The following is a 15,018-nucleotide window of genomic DNA, read 5'->3' as shown; positions in this document are numbered from 1 at the left end:
TTTATAAGGTCATACAATAGCAAAAAAATATTTGAATAAAGTCACTTATATTATTTTTATTCATTATATTGGATGATTTTTATACCTTTGTTCAAAAGAGAATATAAATAACCAGCCTCGAAAGACTGGTTATTTTTTAGGGTTCAGATTGAGTTAATGTTGAAGATTTGGCTCACTTGCAGACACTTCTACCGCTTCACTCCCTTCTTTGAGTAATTCATCTGTCAATTGCTCAGGAGCTTTGGCTTTTTTCTTACCTTTTTTTTCTTTTTTCTTTTTTTTCTTTGTCACTTCTTCAATTTCAGCACCATCTTCAATGGCTTGCCAATATTCTAGTTGCTCCATGACTGCTGCATAGATTGAACCTTTGCTATAGCGACCTTTTTTATCGAGTGTACCTACTGGTCGAGCCATTAAAATTTCAAGGGCTTGATCAATGGTTTCAATCGCATGAATATGGAATTGACCTTGTTCAACAGCTTCGCGAACATCCAAACGTAACATTAAGTGTTGCATGTTTTGACGTGGAATAATAACCCCTTGTTTCCCTGTAAGTCCTTGCAGTTTACAGGCATCGAAGAAGCCTTCAATTTTGGCATTGACGCCACCAATAGGTTGTACTTGACCTAATTGGTTCATAGAGCCAGTAATTGCCCATGACTGATCAATTGGTAATTGGCTAATTGCAGAAATGAGAGCTGACAGTTCAGCAACGGTCGCACTATCACCATCGACCTGACCATAGCTTTGCTCAAAGGCGAGGGCAGCAGAGAAATGCAGTATTTGCTCACGCCCAAAATGTGCTTTTAAGAAGCTCGACATTAATAGCACGCCTTTGGCATGTAATGAGCCACCCAGTTCAACACTGCGTTCAATATCAAGAATATCACCACCCCCTTGATATACGGAGGCAGTTAGACGAGAAGGTAAGCCAAATTCAACATCTGCATAGTGAATGACGGATAAAGCATTAATTTGACCAAGACGATGCCCACGTGTCTCAATCAGTTGTGTGCCACGGGACAGATCTTGCCAATACAGTTCACGTAAATAGCCTAAGCGATACTGACGATGTTGTAAGGCCGTATTAATATGTTTGTCAGCTACAATTTTATCGCCCGCTTGCGCAGCATGATGGTGAGCTTCACGAATTAAGTCACCCAACGTCAACGCATGGAGCGAGAGAGAGCTTTGGTCTTCGGCTTGGCGACTCGAGTCTGTAAGCAAAGCAGCCAAGGCTGAACGATCAAAAGGTAACAATTTATCGGCTTGTACATAATCTGCAATCAACTGCATATAAGCTTGTTCATTGGCGTCATTACGTTGCAGTGTGTCAGTAAAATCGGCACGAATTTTAAAAACACTACCCAGTTCAGGTTCGAGTTCCAAAATTTCGTAATAAACTTCGGGTTCTGCCAATAAAATGACTTTGATATTCAGTGGTATTGCTTCAGGCTCAATAGAAATACTGCCTGTAAGCGTTAACATGTGTTCTAGCGAAGAAAGCTTTAATTTTCCAGATTTGAGAGCACGCTTCAAACCTTGCCATGCATAAGGTTGTTCGAGTAATTGTTCTGCTTCAAGCATTAAGAATCCGCCATTGGCTTTATGCAATGCACCTGGGCGAATTAGGGTGAAATCAGTGGTAATCGTGCCATGTTGGGTCAGTTGCTCGACATGTCCCAATAAATTGTAATGTGTAGGGAAGTCCTCAAAAATCACAGGTGCGCCACTGTTGGGCTTATAGGTTACAATAATATTGGCTTGGTAGCGCGCTGGTACTCGGCTAAACAGCCCAGGTGTGAAATCATCTTCTTCTTGCTCAAGTACAATTTCAACATTGTTAATAATGTCTTCGGCATACAGTTTTAAGTATTCGGCTAAACCTTCAACTTTAGAAAACTTATTGAGTAACAGATCAATACGCGGCATAACCACTTGATTGGCTATATCACGATTCAGCTCTTGCACTTTGTCACGTGCATCATCTTCGAGATCACCTAAATGTAATCCTAAACGCTCAAGCTTTTTATCCATATAGCGCATGTTTGAGACAACTTCTGCGCGCTGTTTGCTATTTAATGCATCAAGATCCTTTTGCGACATCTCTTGCAGTTGATCGTCTTTAAATTGCACGGGAATAAAGCAGTGCTCGTCATGGCGTGTGACCAATTTTAAACTGAGTTCTTCACCTTCTTTGGTTAGTTCAACCAAAGCTTGTTGTTGTTCATCGCCTGTTTGTTGGCGAATCAATTCGATACGATTGTGATAGGTTTCAGTGGTAAAGCGACGTTCAAGTTGCTTTAAAATGGTTTGCCATGTTTGGTGTAATAAAGCCTGAAATTTGGGTGCTTGTCCCGCAGGAAGTTGAAGCGCGATGGGCTGGCGTGAAGATTTGAAATTATTGACATAAACCCAGTCATTAGGCGTAGGCATGGTTTTGGCGTGTTGTTGCAACAGGCGTTTAACCATGGTGCGTTTCCCTAAGCCTGCGGTACCTACAGCAAAAATGTTATAGCCAGAATATGGCAAAGCAATCCCAGCTTCTACAGACGCACGCGCACGGTCTTGTCCAAGAAAATTATTGAGCGGTTTAATACGTTTTGTTGAAGTCGGAATGTTGGTTAAATTCGGAATATGCGTGAGTTGTTCTGATTTTAAACGTGTTTGATTGAAGGTGTTTTGAATTTTGGTTTGCTCGAAGGCGGTAATCAGGTGGTTTTTCGGATCTCGTGCTTTATTATTTGAAAGGTTGGTGGATAAAGAAGAATTCATCTGTTCAAGTTTTTGGGTCACTGTGAAATCCAAAACAAAATATTGCGGTAGAAGTTTAAGGTATACAGGTTTAGTGGAAAAATTCAAGCAAAGCCGCTGTTTTTCTCATCAAAATGCAGCAAACATTTCATAAATACTGTTGAAACCCGAGCACTTAAACGGTTGAATAGCACACATGATTTTTTGTAGAAAATAATAACCTAATGACAACTCAAGCAAATGGATGGAAGGCTGCATTTCAGGCATTTCTCGATCGGCGTGCTGCAATTATGCTGTTCCTTGGTTTTTCAGCCGGTATTCCAATCTTATTGATCTTCTCTAGTCTGTCTTTATGGCTTGGTGAAGCAGGTATTGAAAAAAGTGCCGTGACTTTTTTTAGTTGGGCAGCTCTGGGTTATTCCTTTAAGTTTGTTTGGGCTCCCTTGATTGATGAACTTCCTGTTCCATTTTTAACCAAACGTTTGGGACGTCGCCGTGCATGGTTGCTGATTGCGCAATGTCTCATTATTTGTGCCATTTGTATTATGGCATTTTCAGATCCTGCTTTAGGACAAAGCTATTTGTACCAAATGGCAGTTGGCGCGGTATTGTTAGGTTTCTCTGCCGCGACACAAGATATTGTCATCGATGCCTATCGTATTGAGTTAGCAGAAACAGAAATGCAAACGGTTTTGGCATCGACTTATAATGCGGGTTATCGAATCGGAATGATTGTGGCGGGTGCAGGGGCGTTGTTTCTGGCAGCGTCATTAGGTACAGCGAAAGGCAATTATATCTATAGTGCATGGAAAACGACCTATTTAGCCATGGCTGCGGTGATGGTGGTCGGTATTCTAACGACCTTGATTATTCGTGAACCACAGGTCAATCGTGTTTATAAAGAATATCAACGTTCAGATTATTATCGTTTGGTCATGGTGTTCTTTGTTGCTGTGATTAGTTTTGTCTTGTCCTATATTTATTCAGGGACTTTAATTGAAGCTTTAGTTGCATCTTTGGCGATCAAAGACTCATTTTTATTGTTTTGTTTTGAGGCATTACGTTTTCTGGCTTCAGGGGCTATAGCGCTGATTGTCGGTGCAGTGTTAGTCAAAATGGGTGCCGTGAATAAGCAAATGGCATTTGAAACGTGGGTCAATCCGATTGCGGATTTCTTCAAACGTTATGGGGTAAAGCTCGCTTTAGTTCTCTTGTTATTGATTGGTTTTTATCGTATTTCAGATATTATTGCTGGTGTGATTTCCAATGTCTTTTATCAAGATTTGAATTTCACCAAAGAGCAAATTGCTGAAGCCGTGAAAATTTACGGTGTTATTTTTAGCCTTTTGGGTGGTTTTTTAGGCGGTTTATTGGCGCAGCGGATGAACATCATGAAACTGATGTTTGTTGGCGCCATTCTTGCTAGTTCAACCAATCTTATTTTTATTGGCTTGGTAAAATCAGGTCAACCTTTGCAGCAAGTCGAAGTTTCGATTGGTGCACAGCATTATCAAGTTCAGGCAGATGAAGTGGGTTATTGGAAGCTGAATGTTCCAGCTCAAGTGCTGAATCAGTCCAATCAAATTCATGCTTCAGTTGCATTTGCTGATAAGTCTGATGAAAAATCATCTGTAGAGATGCCTTATTTAATGGGTTCAGCAACTAAAGCCATTATCTTATTTCCGTTAACTGCGGATAATGCTTTAAGCCCGAAAGAGGTTCAGCAATCCGTTGTGGTCAAAGGTCAAATTCAGGGTGTTGATGCTGCTCAATTACAGCCAGAGCAACCCGTCAGCTTATGGTTAGATGGTCAGCAATATCCTGCAAAACTCGATGCACAAGGCATTTTTAGTGGAGCAATTGATGGCAAGTTATTAGAACATGCCAAAAATAAACAGGTGATAGCTCAATTAAATACGCTAAATGCTTCAGAAGTAGTCAAGATTAGCCATCCTTATCAACTATCTAAGCAACAATCTGCTTTAGAATTAACGATAGATCCGATAGGCGCTTCAGCAGATTCAAAGCAAGACGTACAAATTACGGGCAAAGTAATTAAGTCATATAGTACTTTATGGCTTTATTTTGCCATTATTGTCGACAATTTAGCTTCAGGACTGGCAGGGGCGGCATTTATTGCCTTTCTTTCTAGTTTGACCAGCGTTTCTTTTACTGCCGTTCAATACGCTATTTTTAGTTCACTGATGACCCTTACACCTAAAATTTTAGGGGGCTATTCGGGTACTATAGTGACTAACATTGGATATCCGAAATTTTTCTTGATGACCACTTTAATTGGAATTCCAATTTTAATTTTGGTGGTTTGGGTCGCGAAGTTACTCCGTGATCATCAAAACAAACAACTTCAACTGAAGGATGAATAATATGCGAATGCTCCATACTATGCTACGTGTAGGCAATTTAGAACAGTCATTAAAGTTCTATACCGAAGTGCTGGGTATGACTTTGCTCCGTAAACGTGATTATGAAGAAGGTCGTTTCACACTGGCATTTGTTGGTTATGGTGATGAAGCCAATACCACAGTGCTTGAATTGACGCATAACTGGGATACGAATCAGTACGATTTAGGGAATGCTTATGGTCACATTGCAATTGGTGTTGAAGATGCCTATAAAGCATGTGAAGAGATTAAAGCACGTGGTGGTAAAGTTGTACGTGAAGCAGGCCCAATGAAAGGTGGCGTAACCGTAATCGCTTTTGTTGAAGATCCTGACGGTTATAAAGTTGAATTGATTCAGCAAGATTCAAACGCACGCAATAACTAAGCATCGTGTTATTGATTAACTAAATATTGAATATAGCAGTTGAAAAGCTAGCAATATTTGAACAGCCCAGTAAGATGAAGGCGGCCTGCGGGTACAATTTGTCTACTGGGTTTTATTTCGTCTTACTTTTTTAAAATATATATAACAGGATGTTAAGCAATGAACATGCTCAAGCTTCTTGCCTTGGATCGATTCACTTTACTCTTAGTTGCCATGGTTGTACTGGCATCGTTTCTTCCTGTTTCTGGTTCGGCCGCCCATTTTTTCAGTGTTATTACTACGATCGCAATCGCAATTTTATTCTTCTTACACGGTGCGAAACTTTCCCGTGAAGCAATTGTTCAAGGGATTATGCACTGGAAATTTCATGTCTTGGTGTTTGCTTTTACCTTTGCGGTATTTCCAATTTTAGGCTTGCTTGCAAAACCTGTACTGCTACCAATGCTGGGGCAAGAACTGTATTGGGGTTTCTTGTTCATGTGTTTTCTACCTTCGACGGTGCAATCTTCAATTGCATTTACTTCAGTTGCTAAAGGTAACGTCGCCAGTGCAGTGTGTAGTGCTTCATTTTCTAATATCATTGGGATGTTTATTACACCCGTATTGGTGAGTGTATTTATTCTGGGCAAATCAGAACATGGATTTGATCCAACAGCATCCATCATTCAAATTACCTTATTGTTGTTACTGCCGTTTGTATTGGGACAACTGTTTCGCCCACTCGTTTACCCACATATGATGAAAGTACCGCGCTTGGTTAAAAGTTTTGATCAAGGTTCTATTTTGATGGTGGTTTATGGTGCTTTTAGTAGCGCAGTTGTTGCAGGGCTGTGGAACGAAGTCAGTTGGCAAACTATGTTGATTTTAGTCTTGGCATGTTCGGTGTTTTTAACTGTAATTATGTTATTGGCGTATTATCTGCCGAAGTTATTCGGTTTTAACCGTAAAGACCAAATCGCGATTTTCTTTTGTAGTTCAAAAAAGACTTTAGCGAGTGGTGTCCCAATGGCTCAAATTCTGTTTATTGGACAACCACTCGGGATGATTGTTCTGCCAATTATGATCTTTCACCAAATACAGTTGATGGTCTGCGGTATTATTGCAAATCGTTGGTCTAAACAAAATCCAGATGAAAGCGGAGAATAGTTCGCTATCTAGATTTATTTGGCGTATAATACTGTCCACTTGTTGTGCTTAGCTCTGACGGTATCCGTCTCGGTGGGCCAAGAGAATGGTCTGTTGTGGTATTGATCTGCTTTAATTTAAAGCTTTCCTTGCAATATGCAAGAGCGGTCAATTGCGATGACAGCATAAGCCTTTCTTACACTTAGGAGTAATCGACCATGCGCGCCGATATTCACCCAAAATATGAAAAATTAGTAGCTACTTGTTCTTGCGGTAACGTAATTGAAACTCGTTCAGCTGTTGGTAAAGAAGCTCTTTACCTAGACGTATGTTCTGCATGCCACCCATTCTACACTGGTAAGCAAAAGAACGTTGACACTGGTGGTCGTATCGACAAATTCAAGCAACGTTTTTCTGGTATGTCTCGTTCTATCAAACGCGACTAATATCCCAGTTGAAAAAAACGAGCCAATGGCTCGTTTTTTTATGCCTGTAGAAATCTTAAAAATTCTACAAAAGTACAAGACCTATTGGTCTTGTACATCAATTAAATGATCCAGTTTTTTCTGGAAATAATCGCCTTGTAGATAACGTGCTTCAACATTCCATGCATTGGCGAACATCGTCATATTATCCAGCTCATGTAATAACATTTGCGTTGCTTTAATTTCATGGAAATGGTTAATACGTTCTTGTAAATCTTCTGTAGATTTATCTGAATCGAGCATCTTCGTTAACTGAGGATGTAAGGTAACATGATTAATATTCATCTGATTTAAAATAGATTCGCTATAAATCGAGTTACCAAATTCTCGTAATGATACTTCTGCACCACTCTGAATTAACTGAGCTGTATATTTCTGTGCGTCATTTAGATTCTTGGCAATATCTTCTTCAGAGAATTGTAAAATGAGTGGGTGGCTTTGTTTGCTGCCAACGATCGTAATTAATTTAGTGATAAATGCAGGGAATGTTCGGTCAGAGAAGAGAACGTCTTTGTTTAAATTGACAATAATTTTGGCATCAGGATATTGAGTAATAAAGTTATGTAACTGTTTACACGCCTCAACTAAAATCCAACGATCCAGTTTAATTGAGAATTCTGGGTCATCTGCAAGTTCACGAATTGATGTAATATCTTGCCAAGCATTATTATAAATGAAGCCGCTGGTAACTTCATAGGTGTATAGGTTGCTATCTTGTTTATCATACAGTTGTTGATATTTAAGATGAATTTCCCCACGCTCTAAACTCTTCTGCAATGCTTTTAATAAGCTAGAGTGTTCTTGTAGATTCAGATGAGAATCAATTAATTCAATATGAGGATGGGCTATTGGGTTAAGTTCAATATTATTTTCTTGTTGCCCAGATGGTAGAGCTGTGTTGTACGCTTGTTCTATTAATTGTTGGAACTGTTGCTCATCCTTTATATTGTGTTGAATCAACGTGTAACCCATTCTTAAATTTAATGGGAAGGTTTGTTGGTTGACGCCTAATAATTGTGGTTTAGATAAAGCACTTAATCCAATAAGTTTAGATTCCAACACACTTTCACTAGAGCCTTGGAATAGACCTGCATATAAGGCATGGTTGACCTTAAACAATGGAACATTGGTTTGTTCTTTTAAGAAGCTATGAATATTCGAAAAATAGGCATTTGAGGTTGCCCAGTCTTGTTGGAATATAGATTCAGGACAAGATGCAAGTGAGAAAAGCACAAGTGCATTGCAATCAGCAGGTTGCTTGGCAATGGTTCTATTAATGAGTTGATATGCATTTGGCTTTGCGGCAGGGGCTTCAACGTGTGCAACCGTAGGCTGAGCTGATGTAGTGTTTTCACTTTGATTTAACTCAATCGTGATTTGTAGGGCATCCTCTTCAACGGCTGCTAAGAATTCAATTTTTAACGGATTTGTTTGGACATGACTATTGAGCGTAGTCAGCTCAAAACGCCCTTGATCTAATTGACCTTGCGAGATTTTCTTAAAGCGGAGTTTAAAATCATTCAGATCTTGCGGTTGCAGTACATCCAGTAAAGGTAAGCCAATAATTTCATCTTCACTTTTTAAACCAAACAGATGGAGGTATTCCTCATTGGCTCCGATATGAATTCCTTCTTGAATAATAGCTACCGCTTTATTGCTTTCGCTTACCCATGCCTGAGCTTGGGTCTGCACATTTTCGAGTTCTTGCATGAGATGTTGTTGCCCTTGATTCAGGCGGCTTAAAGAGAGTGCACGCAATAAAGACAAGTAGAATCGATCAGGATAATCTAGATTGGCAACATCATAGACACCTTTTCGGATATAAGTGACATATTGGCTCGGCTCATAATCATCAGGTTTGAGTAGAATAAGCGGTAATTCAGGTTGCTTAGACAGGCGAATAAGACTTAAGGCTTGTTCATATTTTAAATCGTAGGCACGACCGAAAATAACAATATCCCAGTTTAAATGAAGTTGTTTTTCGAAAGTTTGTAAGTCATCCAATAAAAAAGCGTGTACTTGATGTTCGCTTGCCGTTAATAAATCACAGATTTTGTTAAAACGAATTTGGTTGTCATCGATTATGAGTAAACGAGTTTCCGTACGTTTTAATTTTTTGGACAATAGTGGATTTCTCACTTCAATGCTTCCCATAAATCATGATTCTTAATTTCATTGGTTTGTTTTTGAATAAAATTTTTGATCAAATGTTCTTGTTGATCATTCAGTAATTCAAAATCGAACCGCATAAAACTTTGCGTAATTAAATGCGCTTTTAGCAAATAGACTTTCAGTTCATCTTGTTCCAAGCGTAAATGAATCGTTTGTTTTTCTCTGAATAAGTGTGAACCAGGTAAAATAAGCGTGGTCGATACTTCATTTAACTCGGCTGTTTGAACCAATAAGGCTGGATAGTAATTGCCCGTATTACGATCATTCTTCACATAGACTGCACAAGGGAAAATGTCTTGCGCTAGCATTTCGAGTCCAAGTTCAAGACTTTTCTCGGTCGACTGTTTGATCCAGCGAACAACGCCACCACGCCATTCACTTTGTGCATTTTCCTGCACCAGAATAAATTCACCTGTTTTTAAATTTTTTGGGGTATTTCCAGACCATTTAATACGGTATCCATTGACACTAATATCAAGGACTTCAGCTGGATAAATTTGTTTTGCTTCGCGATCTAAAGTTTTAATATTACTCGTACTTAACGGATTATTGTCATTCATGGAGCTAAAAATATTACTTTCAGATTGCAAACCATAATGTGCCTCTAGGTTCAGTGTCTCATTAAAGTTTTTGCCTTTCGACAAATAGAAATGAGCGATATTTAAACCGAAGCAGATATGCAACTGGGCAGAATATTCATAACGCTCATGGCGGCGTTCAGCAGTACTGGTGAGTAAACTATGAATATGGAAATGTAAAGCAGGGGTGAGGAAAATTTTCTCATTCCGAGAAAGATATTCACCATGCTTACCTTGAGCTTCTGTAAGATGGTCTAATAAATTTTGAGTAGAGATATAAATTGTCGGATTAAAACTACTATTTTGATGCGCATTAAATACAGGCGGATGGTCTAATGAAGTATCCACAATATAGCGTGATAAGGTCGTTTCTTTAGGTAAAACCTGAATTAACTTTGCCCAATCATAACTGCATAAGAATAGCCCTTGAATTTCTGATGGTCGAATCTGATGCGGGTTTAAGATATCTAAAAGAATAATTTGTGCATAGATTTGACTAATCGTTTGTAGTTGGTGCTGCGTACCTTGCAATTGATTAATATTAGTTTGACTAAAATTATGTTGAATTGCACTTTCCATTAACTGGTGGGTGACTAACCATTGACCAGACAGTGGATTAGTATAAAGAATTTGCTGTTGATACAGGAGTTGAGCAAGCTGCTGTAAACCATAATAGCTGGAGAGAATACGTGCAGTTTGTAAATTTTTCTTTTGACTAAAAGCAAAAAGGGAGAATTTTTGCTGATTCAGTTGTTGGTCACAGCGTTTCGCAATATCAATATATGTTTTTGCAAAACAACTGCGCAATAACATAGCCAATTCAATAATATGGTCATTCCGATCTGTTGTTATTAATCCTTGATTAAAAAAATGTTTTTCTAAACTGGTTAATACATTTTCAATGGTTGGATGAATAGCATGAATTAAATCAAAGCGGAGAGTTTCACTACATTGAAGTTCAGAAATTTCAAGTAGGGCATTAAATAGCGCACGAGAGGAATCACCTAATTGTAAAATAGATAAATTGGACACCCAATCCTGAATGTCCGTCACCGTGCTTTGGCAAAAACTCAATTCATCCAACTTTAATTCAGTCGGCGTTTGAAACATTTCTGCAGTGCTCATATTCATAATTGTTATTTAACTCAGAAAGTTGAAACTCCAAAAAGCGGTGTTTTGTTTTTTTCGCCCGCAATTTCCCTGACAAGTTTAGGTACCAAATATCCCGGTAAGCTTGCTAAAACCTCTTTGTAAATTTCATCGATTTCATTTGAAGCCAAATCAAAGTGCTGTGCACCTTTTACCTTATCGAGAACATGCAGATAGTAAGGCATCACGCTAGCTTCAAATAGTCGATAACTTAAATCGACTAAAACTTGTGCAGAATTATTAACCCCATTTAATAACACTGACTGATTTAAAACGGTGATTTGATTCTGAACCAATGTTGCAAGTTTGGCGCAGGTAAAATCATCTAATTCTGCTGCATGATTTGAGTGTACCACCAGAATTATGCGTAGCCTACTGTTTTTTAATAAAGAAACAAGCTCTTCATCGACACGGTTGGGGATTACAATAGGAACCCGTGAATGAATTCTCAAAAATTTAATTTGCGGAACAGATTCTAAGCGTTCCAACCAGAGTTTTAACTTGCGATTCGATAAAGTAAGTGGGTCACCACCACTTAAAATGACTTCATTCACCTCAGGTTGGCTTTCAATATAATTACGAATATTGATCCAATCTTCATTCTTTGGTAAGTTTTCCTGATAAGGAAAATGACGTCGAAAACAATAGCGGCAATGGACAGCACATGCGCCTGTTAACGTGAGCAGAAAACGCGATTTATATTTATGTAATACGCCTGGCTGTTGATTGGCTTGTTCTTCACCCAATGGATCGGTTACAAATTCGGGATGATCATGCAATTCTAAATGATGAGGGAGTACTTGCAGTAAAAGTGGGTCTAGGGCATCACCAATGATCATTTTTCCGACGAACGCACGTGGAACACGCAATTTGAACTGTTCAGAAGCCAAGATTGCCCCTGATAATAATTGGTCTGGTGATAACTGGAGCGTTTCAAGTAACTCTAAAGGGTCTGTTATTAAGTCACTCAGTTGAGATTGCCAGTTTTGCTCTTGATACAAATAGTTTATCATGCCACGTGTTAAAAATAGTGCTAGTCTAGCATTAATAGACTATTCTAGCATTAATAGATTTTAAGTTAGCAAGTTTGGAGTGTGCCAGTCATGGCCAATTATTCTACAAATGATTTCAAGCAAGGCCTTAAGGTTATGCTTGACGGTAACCCATGTTCAATCATGGAAAACGAATACGTAAAACCTGGTAAGGGTCAAGCATTTAACCGTGTTAAATTACGTAACCTTAAAACAGGTAAAGTATTAGAAAAAACATTCAAGTCTGGCGACTCACTTGAGGGTGCAGACATTGTAGAAGTAGAAATGAACTACTTGTACAACGATGGTGAATTGTGGAACTTTATGGATCCTGTAACTTTTGAGCAAATCGCAGCTGATAAAACAGCAATGGGCGATGCTGCAAAATGGTTAAAAGATGATTCTAACGAACTTTGCACAATTATGTTGTTCAATGGCGTACCGTTAAATGTAAATGCACCAAACTTTGTTGTATTAAAAATTGTTGAAACGGATCCAGGCGTTCGTGGCGATACTTCTGGCGGTGGTGGTAAACCAGCGAAATTGGAAACTGGTGCTGTAGTACGTGTTCCATTATTCGTACAGCAAGAAGAAAGCGTTCGTGTAGACACTCGTACGGGTGATTATTTAGAGCGTGCATAATAGTTTAAAAATAGACTATTATCGAAGGGATGATGAAAATCATCCCTTTTTTTATGCCAAAGTCGTAGTGGCAGACAAAGTATAAGGAGTAAAGTCGACAAGGAATTCGGCAGATATAACGTGAACAAAAAAATCAAACTGCTTAATGAATATTAAATGAGGTCATGAATGGATACGATTCAACGAAAATCTACACTCCCTTCCAAATTGATCTGGAGTTTAGTCGCGATTATAGGCGCGGTATCTTTTGGAATATTGGCGGTTAGTCGCGGCGAGCATGTTAATGCAGTTTGGCTGGTTTTAGCTGCCATCTGTGTATACAGTATTGCTTATCGTTTTTATAGTTTATTTATTGCAACCAAAGTTTTTGAACTGAATCCAAGACGGTTAACTCCAGCACATCGTTTAAATGATGGCTTGGACTATGTACCGACCAATAAATACGTTCTTTTTGGTCACCATTTCGCGGCAATTGCGGGTGCAGGTCCTTTAGTCGGGCCGATTCTAGCGGCGCAAATGGGATATTTGCCTGGTACGATTTGGTTGTTAGTGGGTGTTGTTCTTGCAGGGGCTGTTCAAGACTTCTTGGTCTTGTTTATTTCAACCCGTCGCGATGGACGATCACTCGGTGAAATGGCAAAGCAGGAATTAGGCTCCTTTGCCGGTATTGTGGTCATGCTTGGTGCGCTTGGCGTAATGATCATTATTTTGGCTGTATTAGCTTTGGTGGTGGTCAAAGCACTTGCACATAGTCCTTGGGGTGTATTCACTATTGCTGCAACAATACCGATTGCGTTGTTCATGGGTATTTATATGCGTTACTTGCGCCCAGGCAAGATCGCAGAGGTTTCCATCATTGGTTTTGTATTGATGATGGCGGCAATTGTCTATGGCGGTAATGTTGCTGCAGATCCATACTGGGGACCATTTTTTACTTTAACTGGCGTACAGTTAACGTGGTGTTTGATTATTTATGGTTTTGTCGCGTCTGTTTTACCTGTGTGGTTATTGTTAGCACCGCGTGATTATTTATCTACGTTCTTGAAAATTGGGGTTATTGCAGGGCTTGCAGTTGGTATTATGATTGCAATGCCGATGTTAAAAATGCCTTCAGTGACGCATTTTGTTGATGGTACTGGCCCAGTATTCGCGGGTTCAATGTTCCCATTCCTCTTCATTACCATTGCTTGTGGTGCAATCTCAGGTTTCCATGCTTTAGTATCTTCAGGAACCACGCCTAAATTGATCGATAACGAAGTAAATATTCGTGTGATTGGTTATGGTGGCATGTTAATGGAATCATTTGTTGCCATTATGGCCATGATTTGTGCGACTGTGCTAGAACCAGGGGTGTATTTTGCAATTAATGCACCTGCTGCTGTGCTTGGTACGACGGTAGAATCCGCGGCAGAAGCAGTACGAAATTTAGGCTTTGTGGTGACACCTGAAACCTTAAGTTTACTTGCAAAAGAAGTGGGCGAAACCACCATTCTTTCGCGTACGGGCGGTGCACCGACTTTTGCAATTGGTATGGCACATATCATTACGGAAATTTTTAATAACCGTTCGATGATGGCTTTTTGGTATCACTTTGCGATTCTATTTGAAGCACTGTTTATTTTAACTGCGGTGGATGCAGGTACACGTGCATGTCGTTTTATGGTGCAAGATACTGTAGGTATTGTGGTTCCTTCACTTAAAAACACACACAATTTTTTTGGAAACATGGTCGGTACAGCAGTTGCTGTTGCAGGATGGGGTTTCTTCGTTTATCAAGGCGTTGTTGATCCGCTCGGTGGTATTAACAGTTTATGGCCGTTATTTGGTATTGGTAACCAAATGTTGGCAGCTATGGCGTTGATATTGGGTACTGTCATTCTGTTTAAAATGAAGAAAGAGAAATATGTTTGGGTCACCATTATCCCAACGGTTTTCTTAATCATTACCTGTATGACAGCAGGTTGGCAAAAAATCTTCCATGAAAATCCAAAAATTGGTTTCTTGGCGCAAGCAGATAGATTCTCAGCTGCTATTGCTAAGGGTGAGATTTTAAAACCAGCGAAAACATTTGAAGAAATGCAAACGATTGTATTGTCGAATCAAATCAATGCTGCGCTTTGCGCATTCTTTATGATTGTGGCGGTGGTGATGATCTTTGCTGCGATTGGTGTGATTCGCCGTGCATTGGCAAGCCCAGTGCCAACAGTCAATGAAGCGCCAGCTGTGTATGCAGACCCTGAAGAAGTAAGTATTTCTAAGTCACATTAATGTTTTGCGATATGACTTTACAAGTAA

General features: G+C 39.4%; 10 protein-coding genes. 6 read left to right on the top strand and 4 right to left on the bottom strand.

Annotated features, from left to right (window positions below; translation table 11 throughout):
* Positions 1 to 153: 153 nt before the first annotated feature.
* Positions 154 to 2,796 (bottom strand): Lon protease family protein, encoded by a 2,643-nt coding sequence (locus E0H94_RS04000; RefSeq protein ID WP_131325231.1) that lies wholly within the window; start codon positions 2,794 to 2,796, stop codon positions 154 to 156.
* Between the two features lie 182 nt (positions 2,797 to 2,978).
* Here E0H94_RS04000 and E0H94_RS03995 point away from each other — a divergent pair, with 182 nt between their 5' ends.
* From E0H94_RS03995 to rpmE, 4 genes are all read left to right on the top strand, one after another.
* A complete protein-coding gene (locus E0H94_RS03995) occupies positions 2,979 to 5,138 on the top strand; it encodes an AmpG family muropeptide MFS transporter (protein WP_131325230.1) in 2,160 nt (719 codons plus the stop codon).
* 1 nt (position 5,139) lies between these two features.
* A complete protein-coding gene (gloA, locus tag E0H94_RS03990; RefSeq protein WP_131263266.1) occupies positions 5,140 to 5,541 on the top strand; it encodes a lactoylglutathione lyase in 402 nt (133 codons plus the stop codon).
* Between the two features lie 159 nt (positions 5,542 to 5,700).
* Complete coding sequence (locus tag E0H94_RS03985; protein WP_131263264.1) at positions 5,701 to 6,687, top strand: bile acid:sodium symporter family protein; 987 nt, start codon at positions 5,701 to 5,703, stop codon at positions 6,685 to 6,687.
* Between the two features lie 197 nt (positions 6,688 to 6,884).
* Positions 6,885 to 7,112 (top strand): 50S ribosomal protein L31, encoded by a 228-nt coding sequence (rpmE, locus tag E0H94_RS03980; RefSeq protein WP_116759274.1) that lies wholly within the window; start codon positions 6,885 to 6,887, stop codon positions 7,110 to 7,112.
* An 81-nt stretch (positions 7,113 to 7,193) separates the two neighbouring features.
* On the opposite strand, the gene E0H94_RS03975 is transcribed toward rpmE, so the two are convergent.
* From E0H94_RS03975 to epmB, 3 genes are read right to left on the bottom strand one after another with little or no spacing between them, the layout of a single operon-like run.
* Positions 7,194 to 9,305 carry an EAL domain-containing protein gene (locus E0H94_RS03975; protein ID WP_131325229.1) on the bottom strand — a complete coding sequence of 704 codons (2,112 nt, stop codon included), beginning with the start codon at positions 9,303 to 9,305 and terminating at the stop codon, positions 7,194 to 7,196.
* Positions 9,287 to 11,032, bottom strand: a complete 1,746-nt coding sequence (locus tag E0H94_RS03970; RefSeq protein WP_131325228.1) for a GTPase — start codon at positions 11,030 to 11,032, stop codon at positions 9,287 to 9,289. The genes E0H94_RS03975 and E0H94_RS03970 overlap by 19 nt, the downstream gene beginning before the upstream one ends.
* Positions 11,033 to 11,046: 14 nt before the next feature.
* The gene (gene epmB, locus E0H94_RS03965) at positions 11,047 to 12,063 is read right to left on the bottom strand and encodes an EF-P beta-lysylation protein EpmB (protein ID WP_131325227.1); all 1,017 of its coding nucleotides are present in this window, start codon (positions 12,061 to 12,063) and stop codon (positions 11,047 to 11,049) included.
* Positions 12,064 to 12,153: 90 nt separating this feature from the next.
* Between epmB and efp the strand changes: the two genes are divergently transcribed.
* Together efp and E0H94_RS03955 are read left to right on the top strand one after the other, a co-directional pair.
* Positions 12,154 to 12,723 (top strand): elongation factor P, encoded by a 570-nt coding sequence (gene efp / locus E0H94_RS03960; protein ID WP_116759278.1) that lies wholly within the window; start codon positions 12,154 to 12,156, stop codon positions 12,721 to 12,723.
* Positions 12,724 to 12,891: 168 nt separating this feature from the next.
* Positions 12,892 to 14,991, top strand: coding sequence for a carbon starvation CstA family protein (locus tag E0H94_RS03955; protein WP_131325226.1), 2,100 nt, complete (start codon positions 12,892 to 12,894; stop codon positions 14,989 to 14,991).
* The last annotated feature ends 27 nt before the right edge of the window (positions 14,992 to 15,018 follow it).

Origin of the sequence: Acinetobacter sp. ANC 4173, assembly GCF_004331255.1 — a bacterium.
Taxonomy (GTDB): Bacteria; Pseudomonadota; Gammaproteobacteria; order Pseudomonadales; family Moraxellaceae; genus Acinetobacter.
Note: the sequence above shows the minus strand (reverse complement) of the source record. Positions and strands in the feature narration are given on the sequence as shown.

What these genes read in the sequence shown, in the direction of transcription:
- E0H94_RS03995 (WP_131325230.1), top strand. Translation starts at nt 2,979, where the DNA reads ATGACAACTCAAGCAAATGGATGGAAGGCTGCATTTCAGGCATTTCTC.
- gloA (WP_131263266.1), top strand. Translation starts at nt 5,140, where the DNA reads ATGCGAATGCTCCATACTATGCTACGTGTAGGCAATTTAGAACAGTCA.
- E0H94_RS03985 (WP_131263264.1), top strand. Translation starts at nt 5,701, where the DNA reads ATGAACATGCTCAAGCTTCTTGCCTTGGATCGATTCACTTTACTCTTA.
- rpmE (WP_116759274.1), top strand. Translation starts at nt 6,885, where the DNA reads ATGCGCGCCGATATTCACCCAAAATATGAAAAATTAGTAGCTACTTGT.
- E0H94_RS03975 (WP_131325229.1), bottom strand. Translation starts at nt 9,305, where the DNA reads ATGGGAAGCATTGAAGTGAGAAATCCACTATTGTCCAAAAAATTAAAA.
- E0H94_RS03970 (WP_131325228.1), bottom strand. Translation starts at nt 11,032, where the DNA reads ATGAATATGAGCACTGCAGAAATGTTTCAAACGCCGACTGAATTAAAG.
- epmB (WP_131325227.1), bottom strand. Translation starts at nt 12,063, where the DNA reads ATGATAAACTATTTGTATCAAGAGCAAAACTGGCAATCTCAACTGAGT.
- efp (WP_116759278.1), top strand. Translation starts at nt 12,154, where the DNA reads ATGGCCAATTATTCTACAAATGATTTCAAGCAAGGCCTTAAGGTTATG.
- E0H94_RS03955 (WP_131325226.1), top strand. Translation starts at nt 12,892, where the DNA reads ATGGATACGATTCAACGAAAATCTACACTCCCTTCCAAATTGATCTGG.